Source organism: Alcaligenes parafaecalis (genome assembly GCF_026344135.1).
Lineage (GTDB): Bacteria > Pseudomonadota > Gammaproteobacteria > Burkholderiales > Burkholderiaceae_B > Alcaligenes > Alcaligenes parafaecalis.
Map to the genome: position 1 here is coordinate 398,587 of NZ_JAPKNA010000004.1, position 21,336 is coordinate 419,922.

Genomic DNA, 21,336 nt, shown 5'->3' on the forward strand with positions numbered 1-21,336 from the left:
CGCGGGCCGACAATACTATTTTTATCAATAGTTAGAATTATCACGTCAAGAATACGGAGTACAAAGTAAAGAATGGTCAAATGTGGCGTTTGAAATTTTTTGTCTTCAAAATAACGTCAGCCTTACTCCCGGCACCCTCCCGGGTTTATTTTTCAATTGCGATTCTATTAAAACCATGAATCATAAATAATTATAGTTTTCATAACGCTGAGACGTAAAAAACCCGCTCGTAAGCGGGTTGCTCTAGCTCAAGACAGGCCGAAATACTTACTGGGCCGCGGCCTCCAGGCGGGATTGCAGTTGGGCAGCAGGGAGCCAGCCATCGGCACGACTGCCATCGGCAAAGTAAATGGCCGGGGTACCTTGAATACGCAATTTTTGGCCTACCGCCAATAACTGATCCAATGGATGTTCACACGACGCTTTCTCGGGTCGTGCTCCGCCTCCCATCCAATCACTCAAGGTTTTCGCGGGGTTTTGAGCGCACCAGATGTCTTCAGCTTTACGGCGGCTGTCCGGTCCCAGGATAGGAAACATCAGGCTATAAACCGTAACATTGTCGATCTCCTGCAACGTTGTATGTAGACGTTTGCAATAACCGCAATTGGGATCTTCAAACACCACCATTTGGCGGCTGCCGTCGCCTTTCACCAACTTGATCGCTTTATCCAGGGGCAAGTCGTTCAGGGACACCCGGTTGAGCTCCTGCATACGCTGCTCGGTCAGGTCTACGCGGGTCTTGCTGTCCAGCAAGGAACCCTGCAGCACAAAGCTGGCCTGCGGGTCGGTATACAGCAAGGTGCCGCCCACTTCCACTTCCAGCAAATTGGCAAACGGTGTGGCGCGAATGCCTTCTACCGTCACACCGGGAAAAGCGGCTTCAAACGCCTGGCGTGTGGTCTCGAAACGGCTGTCTACTTTGGCGGGGCTGGCTGCCTGAGCCAGGCTACACAGCGACAAGAGCGCCAGAGCCAATACAGAACGAAGGTGCAACATCATGACGTACTTCCTTTGCTAATCGACAAGACTCTATCGGCCTTAGAACAAGAGAGAACCGGGGCTGACTCCGGCGGCATGCGCAATCAGGCGGCGTTTGACCCACGGCAAACGATCCACCACCTGCATGCCTGCATTACGCAGCATGGAAGCAGGCGCTCCCGGTGCGGCGAACAAGCGATACAAGCCATCGGTTGCTGCACGCATGGCCGCAATCGGTTCGGCGCGCGCGCGTTTGTAGCGATTAAGCACACGCATATCCCCCACCGAATAATGTGGGCCGCGTTCCAACAAGACCTTGATCAAAGCCTCGATATCGCCCAAGCCCAGATTCAAGCCTTGACCCGCCAATGGATGGACTCGATGCGCCGCATCGCCCACCAAAGCCACACCAGGCGACACCAGGCCGCTGCGCTCGAAGGTCAAGGGAAAGCCGTGTACGGGACCACGCAGCGTCAACTGCCCCACACGGCCATTCGATAAGGAGAACAAGCTGTTCTGCAGATACTGGGCCTGCTCATCAGACGGCATTGCCAGCACCTTGTCCGCCTGCGCTTGCGGCACAGACCAAACCATAGATACTTGCGGCTTGCCATCCACATCCGGCATAGGCAACAGGGCCAGAATCGAGTCGCCCGTAAACCACTGCAAAGCAACTTGCTGATGCGGCCGCTCTACATTGAAGTGGGCCACCAAACCGGCATCGCCATATTCACGTCCGTGGTGCTCAATTCCGGCTGCGGTACGCAGTCCCGATCGAGCCCCATCCGCGCCTACAAACAAGTCCGCAGTAATCCGTTTTTGCCCGGCAGTCACAATGGTATTGCCTTCCAGACGCTCGAAACGGTCTTCAATCCAGGGCACACCAAAAACCTGCAAAGCCTGATACAGCGCCTGTTCCATCTGGCCGGATTCCACAATCCAGGCCAAATAATCCTGCGCGTCCTGCCAGGCATGCAGGTTCAGACTACCACCGCCATCCCCATGCACTTCCATCGCCTGCACGGGAGAAATACGCTGGGCGGACATCAAATTCCAGGCACCCAACTGCGCCAAAAAGCGCTGACTGGCAACCGAGACGGCATACACACGGGGGTGATATTGTCCGTCTGCCAGTTGCATAGGCTTATAGGCGGGCGACAAGATGCTGACGTCAAACCCGGCCTTGCGTAAGCCCAGGGCGCTGGCCATACCGGCCAAGGCCCCGCCACACACCACAATTCGTTCTTTCTTCATCGTGCGCTCGGTGCTCCTGCCTGACGTGGCCACAGCAGCCACATTTGACCTTGCTGCTTCATGCGTCCTGCCTGTGCGCCTGCCTGATCGCCCGTGCCCCAGTACAAGTCGGTACGAGCGGCACCTTTAATAGCCGCGCCCGTGTCCTGAGCAAAGACCAGTCGCTGCAAAGGCTGGTTCGTCGCAGGCTGCGAGGTGGCCAGATATACAGGCGTACCCAAAGGCACGTAAGTGGGATCAATGGCAACGGAACGCAAACCGATCAAAGGAATGCCGTAAGCACCCTTGGGGCCCAGGTCCTGATCCACAATGGCCTCTTCGCGGAAGAAGACCATGGCGGTATTTACATTCATCATTTCCTGAACACGATGCGGATTGCGCTTGGCCCAGGCTTTGATGTTTTGCATGGAGGTCTGCGCCAAGGGCATTTCGCCCTGCTTGGCCAGCCACTGACCGACCGAGGCGTATGGGCGGCCATTGTGATCGGCATAAGCCAGACGCACCGCACTGCCATCGGGCAAAATGGCACGACCAGAACCCTGAATCTGCAAGAAGAAACCTTCGATCGGATCTTCCGCATACACAATCACCGGAGGCTGACGCTCTGGCTTGGCCATGATCTGCTCGCGGGTATCGTAAGGAACAACTCGTTTGCCCTGCTGCTTGCCACGAATACGTTTGCCCGCCAGCTCGGGATACAGGCTACCCAGATCAATGGTCAGCAAATCATCCGGTGCAGCAAACAGCGGCCACTGGTAGGCAGAACTGCGTGTGCGCGACGCTTTAAGCAAGGGTTCGTAATAGCCGGTGACGGTGTTTTGAGCCACGGCACCATCCCCGGTCAGCAAGCGCCAGGGCTGCAACTGTTCCTGCAGGAAATTGCGTACGGCTGCGGTATCTTTGGTGTCGGCATTCAAGCCTGCGGAAGCTGCGGCCTGACACACAGGCTGCCAGGCGCGGGGATTGGCGCGGGCAGGCATGGCCAGCGAACCGCTGACCGGGCGCATCAGGCCCTTGCAGTTATTGATGAAACCTTTCCAGACGTGATCCATCGAATCCGCCTGCCAACCCGGCAAGGTAGACCAGTTCACCGCCTGGTATCGACCCGCCAGCGCCCGCGCCGGGGTTTCCGGCAATGCCGACAGAGACGGCACGCGCAAAGGCTGCAGAGCGATATCAGGACCGCCTTCTGCTGTACCCGGAGCCGTTGACGAAGAACCCTGATCCACAGAAACAGTGGAACAGGCACTCAATGCCAGCAATACGGCTGGCACGCAATAAATTATCTTCATGGCTGGGTGTGGCCCTTAGTGCAAGGTACGAGGAGAGGAAAGGATGAATTCCTGGATGGCCACCTCAAAGGGCACGCCATTTTCACCAACACATTGATAGCTGCCGCGCATGGTGCCAAACGGCGTGTTCAGAGGACAGCCACTGGTGTACTCAAAGGTCTCACCTGGAGCCAGCACCGGCTGTTGCCCCACAACGCCCAGGCCACGCACTTCCTGAACCTGCTGATTGTCATCCGTAATGATCCAGTGACGACTGATAATCTGGGCCGTCTGCTGTCCATTGTTGGTAATCCGGACGGTATAGGCAAAGACATATTGATTGCTGTCGGGCTCGGATTGCTCAGGCAGGTACTGGGGCGTGATCTGCACCTCAATATCGTCAGGCTTCATAATGGATTCCAGGTTACGGCTGTACAAATACGAGGCGCTGCACAGCTCCCCGCTTGAAACTATAATGATGACATATGGTCACGATTTTCGTGATGTCTAATCTTTACGGCACCTATTATGTCCCAAGCCAGCTCCACACGTATCGCTCCCAGTATTTTATCGGCCGACTTCGCCCGCCTGGGTGAAGAAGTCCGCAATGTGATTGCCGCCGGAGCCGACTGGGTTCACTGCGATGTCATGGACAACCACTTTGTCCCTAATCTGACCTTTGGCCCCATGGTCTGTGCCGCGCTGCGCCCGCACACCACCGCTCCCATTGACGTGCACCTGATGGTGGAGCCGGTTGATGCCCTGATCCCCGCCTTTGCCAAAGCCGGTGCCGATTACATCAGCTTTCACCCTGAAGCCTCGCGCCACGTGGATCGCACCCTGTCGCTGATCCGCGAACATGGCTGTAAGGCCGGCCTGGTTTTCAACCCGGCCACCTCGCTGAACTGGATGGATCACCTGATGGACAAGCTGGACCTGGTCTTGCTGATGTCCGTGAACCCCGGTTTCGGGGGCCAGGCCTTTATCCCCAGCGCCATGGACAAACTGCGCCAGGCCCGCGCCCGCATTGATGCCTGGACAGCAGAAGGCGGTCAGCCCATCCTGCTGCAAATTGACGGTGGCGTGAAAGTGGACAATATCGGCGCTATCCGTGCTGCCGGTGCTGACACCTTTGTGGCCGGTTCGGCTATTTTTGGTCAGCCCGACTACGCACAAGTGATCAGCGACATGCGCGCCCAGATTGCCTTGGCCGAACAAGCCTAAGCACCGCGCACGGCCTGCCTGAAGGCAGGCCTACTGCAGTACCCTGTTGCGGTTATAACTGCCTTGCCGTACCGGATTGTCCGGCCGACGGCGCTCCACAAACAGGGCATTGCCCTGCACCCGCTTGGCTTGAGCCTTGGCAGAACTGGCCAGCTCCGCAATCAACGAGCCCGAATACAATTCGGGCTCATTAACGGTAACCACACCTAAAGACAGGCTCACTAGCGGGTGAAACACCTGCACGCCCTGACGGTTCTCAGCCAGATACCCCCCAGCTTGCCGGTGCTCCAGGCGATACAGGGACTCCAGCTCTTTTTCCAGTTCGTCCAAAATGCTTTGGCAGCGCTCGGCCCAATCGGGGCTGGTGAACACCAGAATAAAATCGTCGCCCCCCACATGGCCTACAAAATCCATGCGCGACACCGCATAACGGGTAAAAAGCTCGGCCATCGACCGCAGTAACTCATCACCTTTGCGATAGCCGTACAAATCGTTATAGGGCTTGAAGTGATCCAGGTCGGCATAGCACACGGCAAAGTTCTGACGATTACGCAGCAAACCATCAATATGCTCATCAATCGGCACATTACCCGGCAATTGCGTCAGCGGATTGGCGTAGCGGGCGGTCATGATCTGGATCTGCGTAATTTCGCGCATCAGCTCCACACTGGAGCCCAAACCCAAATATTCACCCGCGCCGGTAATGACGAAGCCATCGCTTAACGCGTCACCTGCCCCTTGCGTCATCAAAGTCCCCAGCTCCAGCAGGCTGGTTTCACAATCCACAATCAGGGGTGGGGCCTCAATAAACAAAGAGCAGGGCTTATTGCCATACAGCTCACGGTGATACGGCCGCGCAAGCTGATCATAAAGCTGGCTGCGGCGCAAAATGCCCGTAGGCCTGTCTCCGCGCAGCAAAGCCACCGCACTTAAATCAGGGTGACTTTGAAACAGCTCATAAACACGATTCGTCGGGGTGTGATCGGGCACGGCCGGTGCTGCACGCAACAGACGCCGCACGCTCATGGAGTCCCGACCCTGAACTTGGCGCTGCGAGCGCGTATGGGAGGGGCCGAACAAGGCGGCCTGCGCCGGTTCCAATTGAGCAGGAGGATGGGGTTGAGGCCGACACAGCAAATAGCCCTGACCACAAGCCACCCCCAGGTAGCGCAAGGTGCGCAGTTCCGCGCCGGTCTCAATGCCTTCGGCAATAACAACAGAGTGGGCATGGCTGGCGATATCGCAAATAGAGCGCACCAATTGCTGCTTGAGCACATCGGTATCAATATCGCGCACAAAATATTTGTCGATCTTGACATACTCGGGCCGCAACTCGGACCACAAGCGCAGCGAGGCATAGCCTTCGCCCAGATCATCAATGGCAAACTGCAGGCCTTCCTTGCGATACAGCTCAATGGCCTGATTCAAATAATCGTAGCTGTCGGTACGCTCGGACTCGGTCAGCTCGACCACCACCCGGCTCCAATCAATTCCCTCCAGCTGCGGCATACCGGTGCGCGGCTCAATACGGGCCGACGGCAACATACGCATCACCACATCCGGACTGGAGTTCAAAAACAGTTTGCCCGCCAAACCCTGCTGATTAAAACTGCCGACCAGCGTATGGCAACACAGCTCTTCCAGATCCCATAAGCGCCCACACTGCCGGGCAGCGTCAAACAAGGCTAATGGCGAATAAAAGCTGGTGTCCTTCGGCCCTCGAATCAGACCCTCGTAACCTAAAATAAAGCCAGACTGCAAATCCACAATGGGCTGAAAGACTGGCGTAACTTGTTTTTCTACGAGAATCTGATGAAATGTATCGAGCATCATACTTCCGCTCCTAGGGCCTTTCTGAACGGACAATCGAAAGCCAATCTTGTACCAAAATACGGTTTGCTCACTAAATTGATAAGCCCAGGTGCAGTAAGGAGCTTTAACATGATGAATCAAACGAAATGAAAACCCGATGTTCGGAAAACTTTTTCTGCTCGACCTTAACAGGAATTTGACAATATTTTGTCACAAGTTCGCTACAAAAAGATGAATATTTTCTCTGTACTGTTTGATTTGGATGGCACCCTTCTGGACACCATTCCTGATCTGGCCTCTGCCTGCAATGCCATGCGTATTGATCTCGGTCTGCCTGCGCTTCCAGAGGAGCGTATCGCTACTTTCGTGGGGAAAGGATCGGAAAATCTGGTGCGACGCGCCCTGACCGATCTGCCAAATCCTCCTGCCGACTACACCCAGGCATTGGAATCATTTTATTACCATTACCAATTATGTAATGGCCAACACAGCCGCCTGTATCCCGGTGTACTAGAAGGATTGGACGACTTTAAAAGCCAGGGATTGCGTCTGGCCGTGGTCACCAACAAGCCCGAACAATTTGCGCGCCCCCTGTTGGAACAAACTGACCTGGCCTCGTATTTCGAGCTGATTGTGGGCGGCGATACCTGCCCGCGTAAAAAACCCGACCCCATGCCTTTTGTCTACGCCTGCGAACAAATGAACCTGGCCCCGGAGCAGTCCTTGGTAGTCGGGGATTCCATGAATGACGCCCAGGCTGCCCGTGCCGCCCATATTCCGGTTCTGTTGGTTCCATATGGCTATAACGAAGGGATGGATGTGCAAAGCTTGGATTCCGATGGTATAGTTGCCTCTATTGCCGACGCGGCCATCTGGCTGCGCAACAAACGCAACACCATATTTACGTCATAAAATTCATGTCTACTCGCACTTATGCAACCTCCATCTACGGCGCTTATTGGCGCTGGTGGCGTTCGTGTATCGGGTAGATATAACCTTGAAGTCTGGCGTCCCTGCAAAGTAGTACACAGCGGACCGCCTCCAGGAAAATAAGCCCGGTAATCACAACGACCGGGCTTTTTTGTTTCTGTCCGGCTCGTCGTACCCACTGACCCTCGAGATCCCAATGACAGAAATAGAATTCAATGCCCTAGCAGCAGAAGGCTTTAACCGCATTCCCCTGATTGCGGAAACCTATGCCGACCTGGATACGCCCCTGTCGATTTATCTGAAACTGGCACATAACGGCCCCGAAGGTGGACGTTACAGCTGCCTGATGGAATCGGTTGTGGGCGGCGAACAGTTCGGTCGCTACTCCTTTATTGGCCTGCCTGCCCGCACGGTGATCCGCAGCTACGGCCGTCATACCCAAGTGCTGCACGATGGCAAGACTGTCGAGACTGCCGAAGGCGATCCGCTGGAGTTCATCGAACAATTCCAGGCACGCTTCAAAGTCGCCCTGCGTCCTGGCCTGCCCCGCTTTGCAGGTGGTCTGGCCGGATACTTCGGCTACGACACCGTGCGACACATCGAACCGTCTCTGGGCATGAACCGCAAACCCTTCCCGGCTGATCAGGAAGAGGGCGTGCCCGACATCATGCTGCTGCAAATTGATGAGCTGGTGATTGTGGACAATCTGGCTGGTCGCACCTACCTGCTGGTCTACGCCGACCCCGCCCAGCCCGAAGCCTACGTACTGGCCAAACGCCGCCTGAAAGAGCTGCGCGAAAAACTGCGCTCACCAGTCGTGATCCCTTACGCCTACGCCAGCATGCAAACCGAATGCGAGCGCGACTTCGACAAAGAGGATTACCTGAAGGCCGTAGGCCGCGCCAAAGACTACATTGCTGCCGGTGATCTGATGCAGGTACAGATCGGCCAGGTCATCACCAAGCCTTTCCGCGACTCGCCCCTGTCCCTGTACCGCGCCCTACGTTCGCTGAACCCATCGCCCTACATGTACTTCTGGAACTTCGATGACTTCCAGGTCGTGGGTGCATCGCCAGAAATTCTGGTGCGTCAGGAAGAACACCGTCAGGATGGCCGCAACATGGAACGCGTCACCATTCGCCCACTGGCTGGCACCCGCAAGCGCGGTGCTACACCTGAAGCCGATGCTGCCCTGGCCGCCGAGCTGAAGTCCGATCCCAAAGAACGCGCCGAACACCTGATGCTGATCGACCTGGCCCGCAACGACATTGGCCGCATCGCCAAAACCGGCACGGTACAAGTCACGGACACCATGGCGATTGAACGCTACTCGCATGTCCAGCACCTGGTCTCCAATGTCTGCGGTGAACTGCAAGACGGCATGAGCCAGATGGACGTGCTGCGCGCCTCCTTCCCCGCCGGCACCCTGACCGGTGCCCCAAAAGTGCGTGCAATGGAAGTGATTGATGAACTGGAGCCCGTACGCCGTGGTGTTTACGGTGGTGCTGCTGGTTACCTGAGCTACTCGGGCGAAATGGACCTGGCTATTGCCATTCGCACCGGCGTCATCAAGGACGGCATGCTGTATGTGCAAGCCGCTGCCGGTATCGTGGCCGACTCCGATCCTGAAAAAGAATGGCAAGAGACCGAAGCCAAGGCACGCGCCGTCATCCGCGCTGCCGAACAAGTGCAATTCGGTCTGGACGAACCCATCTAATCGCCTGACTGCCATCCCTTTTTTGCCGGAGTATTCCCATGCTGTTCATGCTCGATAACTATGACTCCTTTACCTACAACTTGGTCCAGTACTTCGGAGAACTGGGCCAGGAGGTAGTGGTACGACGCAACGATCAAGTCACGCTTGAAGAAATTGAAGCCCTGAATCCCAGCCATCTGTGCGTGTCGCCCGGCCCCAAATCCCCAGCGGACGCGGGTCTGTCGGTTGCACTGATCCAGCACTTTGCGGGCAAGCTGCCGATTCTGGGCGTCTGCCTGGGTCATCAAGCCATCGGGCATGCTTTTGGTGCGCGCATTATCCGTGCGCAACAAATCATGCATGGGAAAGTCTCCCCTATTACCCATCAGGGCACAGACGTCTTCAGCAACTTGCCCTCGCCCTTTAACGTCACCCGCTACCACTCCCTGTCCATCGAGCGCGACAGCCTGCCCGACTGCCTGGAAGTGACCGCGCAAACTGAAGACGGCGAAATCATGGGTGTCCGTCACCGCGAACTGCCTATCTATGGCGTGCAGTTTCACCCCGAATCGGTGCTAAGCGAACATGGCCACGCCTTACTGAAGAACTTTCTGGATCTTTAATATCATGAACACCATCACTCCTACCGAAGCACTGGTGCGCTGTATCGAACACCGGGAAATCTTCCACGACGAAATGCTGCATCTGATGCGCATGCTGATGCGTGGCGAAATGTCGCCGCAAATTGCGGCTGCCTTGCTGATGGGCCTGCGGGTCAAAAAAGAAAGCGTGGGTGAAATTTCTGCTGCCGCCCAGGTGATGCGCGAATTTGCTACGCCGGTTATTACCCCCAACCCAGACGAGCTGCTGGATATGTGCGGTACAGGTGGCGACGGCTCCAATACCTTCAATATCTCCACCGCCGCCATGTTTGTAGCTGCCTCGGTCGGTGTGAAAGTGGCTAAACACGGTAACCGCAGTGCTTCTTCCTCGTCCGGCAGTGCAGACGTGCTGGAAGCATTGGGCGTCAACCTGACCTTCTCACCCGAGCAAGTGGCACAAAGCATTGCCGAAACCAATATCGGCTTCATGTTCGCCCCCGCTCACCACGGTGCCATGAAAAACGTGGCGGCCGTTCGTAAAGAGCTGGGCGTGCGTACCATTTTCAATATTCTGGGCCCGCTGACCAACCCGGCCGGGGCAACCAACCAATTGATGGGCGTATTCCACGCTGACTTGGTCGGGATTCAGGTTCGTGTGATGCAACGCCTGGGTGCCAAGCACGTGCTGATCGTGCACGGCAAGGACGGCATGGATGAAGCCTCTCTGGGTGCTGCCACCCTGGTAGGCGAACTGAAAGACGGCCAGGTACGTGAATACGAAATTCACCCTGAAGACTTTGGGATGGCCATGACCTCGAACCGCAGTATTCGCGTCGCCAGCAAAGAGGAATCCGCGGTAATGATTATGGAAGCCCTCAATAACCAAGAGGGCACGGCTCGTGATATTGTTGGCCTCAATGCTGGTTTGGCCATCTATGCGGCCAACCACGCCGACTCCATTGAACAAGGCCTGCGCATGGCGTTTGAAGCCATTGCCAACGGTGCCGCACGCGAAAAACTCGAACAATTCCGCGCTTATACAAGGAAGTTAAACCCATGAACGACATTCTGGCCAAGATCCTCGACACCAAAAGAGCTGAAGTCGTTACCGCCCGCCAACTGCGCAGCGAGTCCGATCTGCTGCGCGAAGCGAAGAACCGGAACGACCTGCGCGGCTTTGCCAGCGCGATTGAAGACAAGATTGCTCAGGGCAAGCCCGCCATTATCGCGGAAGTCAAAAAGGCCTCCCCTTCCAAGGGTGTGATCCGCGCCGACTTCAACCCGACTGAAATTGCCTCCAGCTACGCTGCACACGGTGCAGCCTGCTTGTCCGTGTTGACGGATATTCAGTATTTCCAAGGTTCCTACGACCACTTGCGCCAGGCCCGTGCCGTTTGCGCACTGCCTGTGCTGCGCAAAGATTTCATCATCGACCCCTATCAAATCATCCATGCCCGTGCCATGGGTGCCGACTGCATCTTGCTGATCGTCGCCGCACTGGAGCAGGACCAACTGATGGAATACGAAGACATGGCCCACGAGCTGGGCATGGACGTCTTGGTCGAGGTGCATGACCGCGCCGAGCTGGATATTGCCTTGCAGATGAAAACCAGCCTGTTGGGCATCAATAACCGCAATCTGCGTACCTTTGAAACCAGCACCCAGAACACCCTGGATCTGCTGCCCTTCATCCCCAGCGAAAAACGGGTTGTCACCGAAAGCGGTATTCACACCATTGAAGACGTCGCCCTGATGCGTGAAAACCAGGTCCAGGCTTTCCTGGTAGGCGAAGCGTTCATGCGCGAACCTGATCCTGGCGTGGCCCTGCAAAACCTGTTCTTCGGCCAGCCTGCATGAGCACCAACGCTTGCCCCCTGTGCGCCTTGAAGCCCGAGCAGTTACTGTGGTCAGGCGCAGGCATACAGGTCTTGGCCGTTACAGACAGCCCATTTCCCGGCTATACGCGGATTATCTGGCACGATCACGTGGCTGAAATGACCGATCTGTCTGAAGAACAGCGGCAGCACATCATGGCGGCAGTCTACGTGGTCGAGCAAACCCAACGCGAACAGTTGGGCACCACCAAGATCAATCTGGCTCAATTCGGGAACCAGGTGCCGCATCTGCACTGGCACATCATCCCGCGCTGGAAGGAAGACCCCTTCTTCCCAGACTCCGCCTGGTCACCAGCCCCCGAGCGCACTGCTGAACAAAAACAACGCTGGGCCTCCCACGAAGAGCGCCTGCTTGAACAGCTCGGCGAGTATCAGCAAGCACTATGTACGGCGCTGCAAGCACGGTTTAGCCACTGAACCCGCTATCCACTACACAAGAAATACCCGCTGGCCAGTGAAAAGTCAGCGGCGTATTGCTACGCCCCCAAGAAAAATACGGTGCACACTCACTGATAAGCACGTCGCTTATCACCGAAGCAAGCTGATACGCTATCCAGCCTGAAAAAGAGTCGGTTCTAGCGCTATGTATGCGCCCTCACCCAAGCAGCTTGCTTCCACAACATCGCCATAAGCTCCCTCTGTGCGCTTGAACACACGACCTTCTCACCTCCACAAACTCTCCAAATCAGAGTAATACGGCTAGCCAACGCCCTGAAGCCTCTCCCCAGCCAAACCATCGAATGTATGGCTATGAACACGGAATTAACCTAGATCAAGCCTAGGCGACAATCGTCTAGCCTCATCAAAAACCACCATATATAGTGTCTCGAATCCTAAAAATCACTATATATAGGTTTTGGTGAAAAACATGGCTACCCAGGAAAGCACACAGCGTCCGGCTGCTCAGCTCGACATCATTCGTTCCATCGCGGAGTATCTGGACCGCCAGGACTGGCGCGTACAGGCCAATGCCAACCAGGGCTACTCATTGGGTGGTTTGATTCTCAATAGCTCGGGCAAGATGATTGCCAACTACTGGCTCAGCCATGTTTACCCCGAAGCCATCGGCCAGGCGCACCGTCATGCCGATCTGCATATCCATGATCTGGACATGCTTTCTGGCTACTGCGCAGGCTGGTCCTTGCGCACCTTCTTGAATGAAGGGCTGAACGGCGTGCCCGGCAAAATCGAATCCGGCCCACCCCAGCACCTGAGCAGCGCCGTAGGACAGGTCGTCAATTTCCTGGGCACGTTGCAAAATGAATGGGCGGGCGCTCAAGCCTTCAGCTCTTTTGACACCTATATGGCGCCCTACGTACGTAAAGACGCCTTGAACTACACGCAAGTGCGTCAATGCATGCAGGAGTTGATCTACAACCTGAATGTGCCTTCACGCTGGGGCACACAAACGCCCTTTACCAATCTGACCTTTGATTGGGTCTGCCCCGAAGATTTACGCCAGCAAGTCCCGCAAATCGGCGGCAAGGAAATGCCGTTCTGCTACGGCGACCTGCAAATCGAGATGGACATGATCAACCGTGCTTACATCGAGATCATGAGCGAAGGCGATGCCCGCGGTCGCGCCTTTACCTTCCCTATTCCCACCTACAACATCACCCGCGATTTTGACTGGCATAGCGCCAATGCCGAACGCCTGTTTGCCATGACGGCCAAATACGGGCTGCCCTACTTTCAGAACTTCATTAACTCTGAACTGGAGCCCAATATGATCCGCTCCATGTGCTGCCGCTTGCAATTGGACCTGCGTGAACTGCTCAAACGCGGTAATGGTTTATTTGGCTCGGCCGAGCAAACCGGCTCCCTGGGCGTCGTCACCCTGAACTGCGCGCGCCTGGGCTATTTGTATCAAGGCGACGAGGCCGGTCTATTTGCACGTCTGGATGAATTGCTGGAAATGGGCCGCGACAGTCTGGAAATCAAACGCAAAGTCATCCAGCAGCATATGGACCAAGGGCTGTTTCCCTATACACGCCGTTACCTTGGCACCTTGCGCAATCATTTCTCCACGCTGGGCGTTAACGGCATTAACGAGATGATCCGCAACTTTACCCAGGACAAGCAGAATCTGTGCACGCCGTGGGGCCACCGCTTTGCGCTGCGTTTGCTGGATCACATTCGGGACCGCATGGTGGAGTTTCAGGAAAGTACCGGCCATTTGTACAACCTGGAAGCCACGCCTGCCGAGGGCACCACCTACCGTTTCGCCAAAGAAGATCGCGCCCGCTGGCCCGACATTCTGCAGGCCGGTACCGAGCACATGCCCTACTACACCAACTCGTCGCAACTGCCGGTAGGCTTTACCGAAGATCCTTTTGAAGCCCTGGAACGGCAGGACGAGTTGCAAGGCAAGTACACCGGCGGCACGGTCTTGCATCTGTACATGACGGAATCACTGTCCAGCACCGATGCCTGCCGCAATCTGGTGCGTCGAGCATTGAACCGCTTTTCCTTACCCTACATCACCGTTACCCCCACCTTCTCGATCTGCCCCACACACGGCTATTTGTCTGGCAAACATGAGTTCTGCCCCCATTGCGACAGCGAATTGCTGGCACGTAAAAAGGCAGCAGCATCTATGGCGGCAGCCTGACCCTCAAGCTTGCCTCTTGGCACACCCAGCCAGTCACCCAGCGCTTCTTGCCCCATGCGGACTGGTCACTTTTTTATCAAGGGAGTTTTTTATGAATACCGACACCATCACCCTTACCGATGCCGAACGCCAACCCTGCGAAATCTGGACCCGTGTCATGGGCTATCACCGCCCCTTGTCCTCGTTCAATATCGGCAAACAAGGCGAGTTTCATGAGCGACGCTACTTCACCGAAGCCAGCGCCTCCTTGAACAACACGGTTCCCAAGCTCTAAACATCATGAGTCACGCCACACGCCATCTTTATCCAGCCGCATCCGCCCACAAAGTGGGATTGAAAGTAGGCGGATGCGCCCCTTTCTCGGCCACAGACTACCCCGGCCAACTGGCCGCGGTGATTTTTGTGCAAGGCTGTCCGTGGCGCTGTGGCTATTGTCATAACCCTCACCTGCAAGAACGCAGCCCAAACAGCGCCATTGATTGGAACGACTTGCTGGACTTCTTGAATCGTCGTGTCGGCTTACTGGATGCCGTGGTATTTAGCGGCGGTGAACCCACATTGGACCCTGCCCTGGGTTCCGCCATAAGGGCAGTACGCAGACTAGGTTTCAAGATTGGCTTACACACCGCCGGAACCCATCCGGCCAGATTGCTGGAAGTTCTACCCTGGGTGGACTGGATAGGTTTGGACATCAAAGCTGAATTCAGCCAGTACGATGCGATTACTCAACGCAGCAATAGCGCGGCTGCCCCCTTACGCAGTTTGCAATTACTGCTGAACGAAGACGTCCTGTTTGAGTGCCGCAGCACCCTGCATCCACAGTTGCATAGCCCGGCTTCCGTCCAGGCCTTGGGACAACATTTGCATGAGCTGGGTGTACAGCGCTATGCCGTACAGATTTTCCGCACACAAGGCTGCAATGACGACTTCCTGAACAAAACTGGGCAGGCTTTACAGGCCTACCCAGGAGAGGATGTTCTGCAGAATCTCCAGAAGCTATTCCCACACTTTGAAGTGCGGCGCTCCTGAGGTTTTTTACGAAGCAGGTGCGCGGATCGGGCGCCGCAGCACTTCTTGCAAGGCGGCCTTCCCTTGCTTGAGCACAGCACGCGGATGCAAGATATCAGGATCAAGAGCATCCAGCGTGTTCTTGACCATCAGCCCCAACTCCGTATCCCCTTCAATAGACAGACGCCGGTTAAAGAACAAGGTGTCTGGGTCTTCTTGCCGCTGTAAAAGCTGATAAAAAGCCCACAGATCGGCTTTCAGGATCAGGTCCGGGCTTTGTGCTTTGGCCGTCAAGGGGTAAAACGCCGTTTGACGCCAGGTGTAGTCAAACGCCAAACCGGCGTCTGCCACTTGTATGCGTAAAGCCCGGCCTTCCAGCCGCTCCGCAATATCAGCCGGTAAATGTGGACGCATCAGCACATTCAAGCCCGTACAAAACAAACGCGAACCGGGCCAAGGGGGCAAGCGGCTTAAAACACCCGCTACCGCAGCAGGCAAACGAGGAGTAGTGCTTGTCATGTCATTCACACCTGAATCCATCCCTTAAAAACGCTCTGACACCGGCGCGACCCATTCCAAACCGGGGCGGCCATGCCAGAAACCATTGCATGCTTTGGCGGGCAACAAAGGCAGTAAATCTTCGTGTGCGTCAGTAGCCTGGATGCGCCCCTGAGCTACATCCTTGAACAGATGCACGACGGCATCCATATGTTGGGACTGAGGGCTCAAGCGCAGCATATCCACACCCAGCTCGCGCAAATCCTGTATTTGCTCCAGCAAGGTATATACCCAGGCAGACTGGGTCTGGATGCCATTGATGGTCAAGAAGCCTTGTCCTTCACGGGTTTCCAGCAAAAGCCCATCAGGATAGTCCATGCATACATACTGGCAATTGTCCTTGGGTAAATTACGATTACGAGCCGCAAAGCAGCGAGCCGAGAAAGCCAGAGGCAAGCGCCCAAAGGCAAAAACCTCTGTCTCCAAGCCAGCAGGCCTGTCTTGCTGCAACTGAGCCAAGCCTGTGCGGCCCATTTCCAAGGGCATCACCCAGCGCAGCGCACCCTGAGACGCAATCAGGTCCAGTACTGGCCCGTTATAAATATTCAAAAAAGGGCCGGCGACAAAGTCCCGGCCCTGCATCAAACGTACCGCACCCATATCGTTGGCTTCGACCAGATAATCCGCCTGCTCGGTGACTTTACGCAGCGTATTCACGTCTCGGCCCGATTCCAGCAAAACCTGGCTGGACAAGACGGGCACCTTGCCTGCCTGGGCCAACATCTGAGCAATATCCAGCCAATCATCCAGGCGTAACTCGTGGCGACGCGAACATACGGTTTCACCCAGATAAACCACATCGACCGGCCAATCGCAGGCCGACTCATAAAACTGCAGGGTGGCGACGCGCGACCAGTAGTACTGCAAGGGGCCTAAAGATAATTTCATGTTTGAGCCTCCCATGCTCTACTTCCAGGGCCGAGAATAGGCACCCAGCGTATGTTGCTGCCCTTCGGCCAATTTATTCAAAGCCCCCATCCATGCCGGATGCACTGAATAACGGGCTGGTGTCGATTTGGCCGAATCAATTGCCTGACGCCAAACCTGGGTAACTTGAGCCACATACGCCGGGCTGCGCTGACGACCTTCAATCTTGATCGCGCTGACACCGGCCGCCAGAAGCTGTGGCAGCAAGGACAAGGTATTCAAGCTGGTGGGCTCTTCCAGGGCGTAATAGTTTTCACCCGCCACATCAAAACGGCCTTTGCACAAAGTAGGATAGGCGGCGTTTTCACCGTCCTGATAACGGTCAATCAACACCCCATTCAGGCGCGATTCCAGGCCCTGATCGGTTTGCTCCCAGCGCACATGCCCCGCAGGCGAACAGACACCGTGTGTATTTGGGGACTCGCCGGTGGCATAGGAAGACAAGGCGCAGCGGCCTTCCACCATTACGCACAAACTGCCAAAACCAAAGACTTCGACCTGTACCGGCACTTGCTCGCAGACCTGCTCGACCTGAGTCATGGACAGCACCCGCGGCAACACGACACGCTGGATGCCAAAATTCTCGTGGTAATACTTGATCGCTTCCGGATTGGTCGCAGACCCCTGCACCGACAGGTGCAGACGCAAATTGGGGTGCTGCTGACTGGCATAGGCCATCAAGCCAGGATCCGCCACAATGACCGCATCCACCTTGGCCTCGGCCGCCCGGTCTACCGCTTCGCGCCACTGTTGCCAGGCGTTAGGTTGCGGGTAGGTATTGAGCGCCAGCAAAACCTTGCGGCCACGCTGGTGCGCGTAATCAATCCCTTGTGCAATCGCCTTGGCATCAAAATTAAGCCCGGCAAAGTTCCGGGCATTGGTCGCATCGCGAAATCCCAGATAGACACTATCGGCCCCGTTATCTATCGCCGCTTTCAAGGCAGGCAAGCTGCCCGCTGGACAGACCAGCTCCATCTGCGGACTTTCGGACGCGGCTAAGGCCGTGGACGCTGTATTCATGACACTCCCCGATCAGCAATCTGGCCAGGGTGGGTCCTGGCTCCACAAGACCACCACTATGCCTGCTCTGAAATTAAGGGGCCTTAACGCATATCAAATTCTTCCCACCTCCTGACCGACGGCAAACAAGTCCTATCTAGCCTTCACCATAAGCAGACGGAATGGTCCACAATGCCTGCCAAGCCTTTCGTGCTGGAGCCCTGATGACACATACCGAGATCACGCTGGATACTCGCGGTTTGCCCGCGCCCGAGCCTTTGGAGCATTGTCTGGAAGCGCTGGCCGAGCTGGGGTCGGAACAAGCTTTGATCATGTGGCTGGATAGAGAACCCTATCCTCTGTATGACATCCTGCGTCGCAGTGGCTTCACCTATCAGGGCACCATGCTAGAAAACGGCTTTCAGCTCATCATCCGCAGGAACTAAGTCTATGCAACGCGCTTTATCGCTGGATCAGTCCCCCTCTTTGTCACTGACCCTGCCTCTGTTTGCAAACGTCCCCTTTTTTGGACTACTGGCCGCCATTCTGGCCTTCTACAGCGGTCCCGAACTATTCAACTCCCGCTGGCATCCCGCTACTTTGGCGTTGACTCACGCCTGGACTCTGGGCATCGTGGGCAGCGCCATGTTTGCATCACTAGCCCATATTCTGGCGGTCGCCTGTAATGTGCGCATCCAGGTCTCCCGACGTCGAGCTCTCAGTTTCTGGAGCTTGTTCAGCACGGGTACGCTCTTGCTGATCACTGGTTTTATCAGTTGGCAAAGCTGGGCATACAAGCTGGCAGGCCTTTGTCTGGTCCTTTCCCTGGGCGGCTATTTGCTGACCGTTATGCTGGCCTTGTGGCGTTCTCGACGTGATGTTTTTCGAGGAGCCAAAGAAATTGTGGCCCCGATACGCCTTGCGCTGCTGGGTCTGCTGCTAACCGTCTCAACAGGGCTGGCGATGTTGATCGCCTTGGCCACCGACCAGGCCATCCCTAATCTGTTGAACCTGCACATGATGATGGGGCTGGCGGCCTGGGCGGGCTTGCTGCTGATCGCCATGTCTTTCCAGCTACTGCCTATTTTTCAGATTACCGAACTCTATCCTGCGCCTTTGGTACGCTGGCTGCCGTGGGGAATAGGTGCCTTGCTGATTGCTCAATGGACCCTAGCGCCATTGCCTGGGTCCTGGCTGCCTGTACGTGACTTGGTCACTTACCTGATTTTTCTGGCTTATGGCTTGTGGGCCGTTGTTAGCTGGGCACGACTCTGGAAACGAAAACGCCCAACAAAGGGGGCCAGCACTCTATTCTGGTACAGCTCGCTCAGCAGCCTGCTACTGGGTGTCATCCTGAATTTCTGGGCACATACCCCTTCAGGCTTCAATAGTGAATTGGCAATTGGAGTTCTACTTATCATGGGCGCTTTAGGTTCAGTGGTCTGTGGAATGCTCTATACCATCGTGCCATTTCTACTCTGGCGCGAGGCGCAGGAGCACGTCAGCATGGATGCCGACAATACCGAGCACACCCGGGCTCTTCTGCGTTTGATCCCCAAAACCGCCAATTACATCCCCGCTTCGACAGCTCGGGTACATTGGGCCTTGCATAGCTTGAGCATTCTTATCTGGACAGGGGCAAGCCTGGGTATCGAGTTTTTTGCCTGGATAGCCGCCCCTGCATTGCTTTTATCCTTTGCTACCTTGGCTTGGAATCTCTGGACGGCCTGGCAGCGTTACCGACTGAGCCTGTCTGCTATGTGCGCATATCAGGCAGAGCACCATATTGACGCAAGGCCGCACTGTCCAAAATCGTGAAATTACGGCGCTGAACTCGAATCAGCCCCCGGTCAATCAAGTCGCGCAAGGTCCGCGACAAATGCTCCGGGGTCAGATTCAAGCGGGACGCAATCACAGACTTGCCTATGTCTATCCGAAAAGGCGTTCCCTCTTCCCCCGGCCATTCCTGCAATAAATAGCTGACCAAGCGCTGCACCCCGTTTTGCAAGGTGTAGGCTTCAAGCTCTCCCATCAATCGATATAAGCGCTCACTCAGTCCGGCCAGCATCAAGCGGGCTACATCACTCCCTTTCTCCAACTGCTCCATCAGGGTGTCTCGGTTGATGTGCAATAGCAAAGAATCCACCAAGGTCTGGGCCGTCACAATATAGTTGCGGCCCATAAACATCAGCGCCTCACCAAATCCTTCACCTGGTCCAACCAAACGCACAACGCGCTCCAGGCCTGAGGAGGACACAAACACCAATTTCACCCGACCATAGACCAGCATGTGAAAACCCAGGCAAGGGTCACCACTGTGGAACAAAGTCGTCCCCCGCAGAGCATGGACTTCCTGAGTCCCCTGAGCAATAGGCTCAAGCTGCTCCGGAGGCAACTCCTTGAATATAGGTAAATGAGCTAGCTGCGCCTGGATGCGCTTCAAACGTCCAGGGCCTTCTCCAGCTAACAGCCGCGTATCCGCCAAACCTTCATTGCCCGATTGCTCGGCAGTGTCATGAGCCACCATTTTCATTCCCTGAACGCAAACAGAACCATAGCTAGACTGACACACTCCCTACCCATCGGAGCAAACTAGCTCGGCGCCTGATTGATACAAGTCAAACGGATAAATAGGCACGCAAAAGGGAAAGTAAAAAGAGAGTCAGAACTGACAGTTCAGCATGACTTAGGCACAGATCCAAGCAAGAAGCGGTCAAATTTGACCATGTTAGAGGTAGGGGATATGAAGGAAGAGTGAAGCTACCGTTGAGTGGATGCCTTACTCAAAAGCAGATTGAAAAATGGCTACGCTAGTCTTAGCTGACAGACTTGAGATTTGAGATTTGAAGATCGTCAGCAACTAACGCTAAGCGCGTCAGGGTCGAACGACCACCATGCAGGTGGAAAATGTGGCGGATCAAGCACCAACCTGACCTTGGCTGAAGGATGCAATCAATATAAGAATTAATAAAGCCTGGAGTACAAGCTGCTGGTGATCCATCCTAGACGAAGCCGAAGAGGCCGCGTACAGCCATACATCAGCAATAAACACTGTAAACACCAAGCATGGCTAACGCGTCATGCACAACCATCAACTTCAGAGTAGAGCTACCACCATGTAGATAGCCGCAGCGAGGGGGATCTGTACAGAAGGGAGGATAAGCCTGCCCGGAGCAAGCGTAGAGATGTGGTCTGCTGGGTGCAGAGTTGGGCTATCGGGTATCAATGGGAGATAAATCCGCCCAGAACGGGCGTAGCGGGACGGCGTGGGCCTGCCCTGATCGGCCCAGGGGAGCTTAAGCCTGTGCTACAGACAGAGCACAGTAGCCGAGCCACCACCTTGCAGGCAGCAGATGGTGCCTCTACGATTTGTCCGCGCATAAAACAAAACCCCCGCAAGCGGGTAGCTTGCGGGGGTTTTGAGGAATAAGAGCTTGACGATGACCTACTTTCACAGACGTCCGTCCACTATCATCGGCGCAAAGGCGTTTCACAATCCTGTTCGGGATGGGAAGGTGTGGGACCACCTCGCTATGGTCGTCAAGCGTAAACTGGTTGCCGAGTCGTCTTT

The 21,336-nt window shown here is 55.6% G+C and carries 21 protein-coding genes and 1 rRNA gene; 12 read left to right on the top strand and 10 right to left on the bottom strand.

Going from position 1 to position 21,336, the window contains the following annotated elements; translation table 11 throughout:
• Nucleotides 1-267: 267 nt before the first annotated feature.
• Genes OSH09_RS14750 through apaG form a run of 4 tightly spaced genes read right to left on the bottom strand, consistent with a single transcriptional unit; the run spans nucleotide 268 to nucleotide 3,914 of the window.
• Nucleotides 268-999, bottom strand: a complete 732-nt coding sequence (locus OSH09_RS14750) for a DsbC family protein (RefSeq protein WP_207872985.1) — start codon at nucleotides 997-999, stop codon at nucleotides 268-270.
• A gap of 39 nt (nucleotides 1,000-1,038) precedes the next feature.
• A complete protein-coding gene (locus OSH09_RS14755) occupies nucleotides 1,039-2,232 on the bottom strand; it encodes an FAD-dependent monooxygenase (protein WP_266121405.1) in 1,194 nt (397 codons plus the stop codon).
• Nucleotides 2,229-3,524, bottom strand: a complete 1,296-nt coding sequence (gene mltA / locus OSH09_RS14760) for a murein transglycosylase A (RefSeq protein ID WP_266121406.1) — start codon at nucleotides 3,522-3,524, stop codon at nucleotides 2,229-2,231. Before mltA ends, OSH09_RS14755 begins: the two co-directional genes overlap by 4 nt.
• A 15-nt stretch (nucleotides 3,525-3,539) precedes the next feature.
• Nucleotides 3,540-3,914, bottom strand: a complete 375-nt coding sequence (gene apaG, locus OSH09_RS14765; protein WP_021447080.1) for a Co2+/Mg2+ efflux protein ApaG — start codon at nucleotides 3,912-3,914, stop codon at nucleotides 3,540-3,542.
• Between the two features lie 117 nt (nucleotides 3,915-4,031).
• Here apaG and rpe point away from each other — a divergent pair, with 117 nt between their 5' ends.
• The gene (gene rpe, locus OSH09_RS14770) at nucleotides 4,032-4,727 is read left to right on the top strand and encodes a ribulose-phosphate 3-epimerase (protein WP_207872982.1); all 696 of its coding nucleotides are present in this window, start codon (nucleotides 4,032-4,034) and stop codon (nucleotides 4,725-4,727) included.
• A gap of 30 nt (nucleotides 4,728-4,757) precedes the next feature.
• On the opposite strand, the gene OSH09_RS14775 is transcribed toward rpe, so the two are convergent.
• The gene (locus tag OSH09_RS14775) at nucleotides 4,758-6,560 is read right to left on the bottom strand and encodes a GGDEF domain-containing protein (RefSeq protein WP_207872981.1); all 1,803 of its coding nucleotides are present in this window, start codon (nucleotides 6,558-6,560) and stop codon (nucleotides 4,758-4,760) included.
• A 210-nt stretch (nucleotides 6,561-6,770) separates the two neighbouring features.
• On the opposite strand from OSH09_RS14775, the gene OSH09_RS14780 reads away from it, so the two are divergent.
• From OSH09_RS14780 to OSH09_RS14820, 9 genes are all read left to right on the top strand, one after another.
• Nucleotides 6,771-7,451, top strand: coding sequence for a phosphoglycolate phosphatase (locus OSH09_RS14780; protein WP_266121407.1), 681 nt, complete (start codon nucleotides 6,771-6,773; stop codon nucleotides 7,449-7,451).
• Nucleotides 7,452-7,665: 214 nt separating this feature from the next.
• Complete coding sequence (gene trpE / locus OSH09_RS14785; protein ID WP_266121408.1) at nucleotides 7,666-9,186, top strand: anthranilate synthase component I; 1,521 nt, start codon at nucleotides 7,666-7,668, stop codon at nucleotides 9,184-9,186.
• A 38-nt stretch (nucleotides 9,187-9,224) separates the two neighbouring features.
• Entirely contained in the window at nucleotides 9,225-9,788 is a 564-nt protein-coding gene (locus tag OSH09_RS14790; protein ID WP_266121409.1) for an anthranilate synthase component II, read from the top strand.
• Between the two features lie 4 nt (nucleotides 9,789-9,792).
• Nucleotides 9,793-10,827, top strand: coding sequence for an anthranilate phosphoribosyltransferase (gene trpD, locus OSH09_RS14795; protein WP_222667955.1), 1,035 nt, complete (start codon nucleotides 9,793-9,795; stop codon nucleotides 10,825-10,827).
• Nucleotides 10,824-11,624 (top strand): indole-3-glycerol phosphate synthase TrpC, encoded by an 801-nt coding sequence (trpC, locus tag OSH09_RS14800; protein WP_207872977.1) that lies wholly within the window; start codon nucleotides 10,824-10,826, stop codon nucleotides 11,622-11,624. The genes trpD and trpC overlap by 4 nt, the downstream gene beginning before the upstream one ends.
• Nucleotides 11,621-12,079: an HIT family protein gene (locus OSH09_RS14805; protein ID WP_266121410.1), complete on the top strand. Its 459-nt coding sequence runs from the start codon at nucleotides 11,621-11,623 to the stop codon at nucleotides 12,077-12,079. The genes trpC and OSH09_RS14805 overlap by 4 nt, the downstream gene beginning before the upstream one ends.
• A 451-nt stretch (nucleotides 12,080-12,530) precedes the next feature.
• Nucleotides 12,531-14,273: a ribonucleoside triphosphate reductase gene (locus OSH09_RS14810; RefSeq protein WP_266121411.1), complete on the top strand. Its 1,743-nt coding sequence runs from the start codon at nucleotides 12,531-12,533 to the stop codon at nucleotides 14,271-14,273.
• Nucleotides 14,274-14,364: 91 nt separating this feature from the next.
• On the top strand, nucleotides 14,365-14,547 hold the full coding sequence (gene nrdD, locus OSH09_RS14815; RefSeq protein WP_207872974.1) for an anaerobic ribonucleoside-triphosphate reductase: 183 nt from the start codon (nucleotides 14,365-14,367) through the stop codon (nucleotides 14,545-14,547).
• 5 nt (nucleotides 14,548-14,552) lie between these two features.
• Nucleotides 14,553-15,302, top strand: a complete 750-nt coding sequence (locus tag OSH09_RS14820; RefSeq protein WP_266121412.1) for an anaerobic ribonucleoside-triphosphate reductase activating protein — start codon at nucleotides 14,553-14,555, stop codon at nucleotides 15,300-15,302.
• 6 nt (nucleotides 15,303-15,308) lie between these two features.
• Here the strand turns inward: OSH09_RS14820 and ubiT are convergent, their stop codons facing one another.
• Genes ubiT through ubiU form a run of 3 tightly spaced genes read right to left on the bottom strand, consistent with a single transcriptional unit; the run spans nucleotide 15,309 to nucleotide 17,741 of the window.
• Nucleotides 15,309-15,800 (bottom strand): ubiquinone anaerobic biosynthesis accessory factor UbiT, encoded by a 492-nt coding sequence (ubiT, locus tag OSH09_RS14825; RefSeq protein ID WP_222667959.1) that lies wholly within the window; start codon nucleotides 15,798-15,800, stop codon nucleotides 15,309-15,311.
• A gap of 24 nt (nucleotides 15,801-15,824) precedes the next feature.
• On the bottom strand, nucleotides 15,825-16,727 hold the full coding sequence (gene ubiV / locus OSH09_RS14830) for a ubiquinone anaerobic biosynthesis protein UbiV (protein WP_207872972.1): 903 nt from the start codon (nucleotides 16,725-16,727) through the stop codon (nucleotides 15,825-15,827).
• An 18-nt stretch (nucleotides 16,728-16,745) separates the two neighbouring features.
• Complete coding sequence (gene ubiU, locus OSH09_RS14835; RefSeq protein WP_222668000.1) at nucleotides 16,746-17,741, bottom strand: ubiquinone anaerobic biosynthesis protein UbiU; 996 nt, start codon at nucleotides 17,739-17,741, stop codon at nucleotides 16,746-16,748.
• 248 nt (nucleotides 17,742-17,989) lie between these two features.
• On the opposite strand from ubiU, the gene OSH09_RS14840 reads away from it, so the two are divergent.
• Nucleotides 17,990-18,211 carry a DUF2249 domain-containing protein gene (locus tag OSH09_RS14840; RefSeq protein WP_266121413.1) on the top strand — a complete coding sequence of 74 codons (222 nt, stop codon included), beginning with the start codon at nucleotides 17,990-17,992 and terminating at the stop codon, nucleotides 18,209-18,211.
• 4 nt (nucleotides 18,212-18,215) lie between these two features.
• Nucleotides 18,216-19,583 carry a hypothetical protein gene (locus OSH09_RS14845; protein WP_266121414.1) on the top strand — a complete coding sequence of 456 codons (1,368 nt, stop codon included), beginning with the start codon at nucleotides 18,216-18,218 and terminating at the stop codon, nucleotides 19,581-19,583.
• On the opposite strand, the gene OSH09_RS14850 is transcribed toward OSH09_RS14845, so the two are convergent.
• On the bottom strand, nucleotides 19,522-20,292 hold the full coding sequence (locus OSH09_RS14850; protein WP_266121415.1) for a Crp/Fnr family transcriptional regulator: 771 nt from the start codon (nucleotides 20,290-20,292) through the stop codon (nucleotides 19,522-19,524). The two genes, OSH09_RS14845 and OSH09_RS14850, sit on opposite strands and share 62 nt — an antisense overlap.
• Nucleotides 20,293-21,197: 905 nt before the next feature.
• Nucleotides 21,198-21,310 (bottom strand): 5S ribosomal RNA (gene rrf / locus OSH09_RS14855).
• Nucleotides 21,311-21,336: the final 26 nt, after the last annotated feature.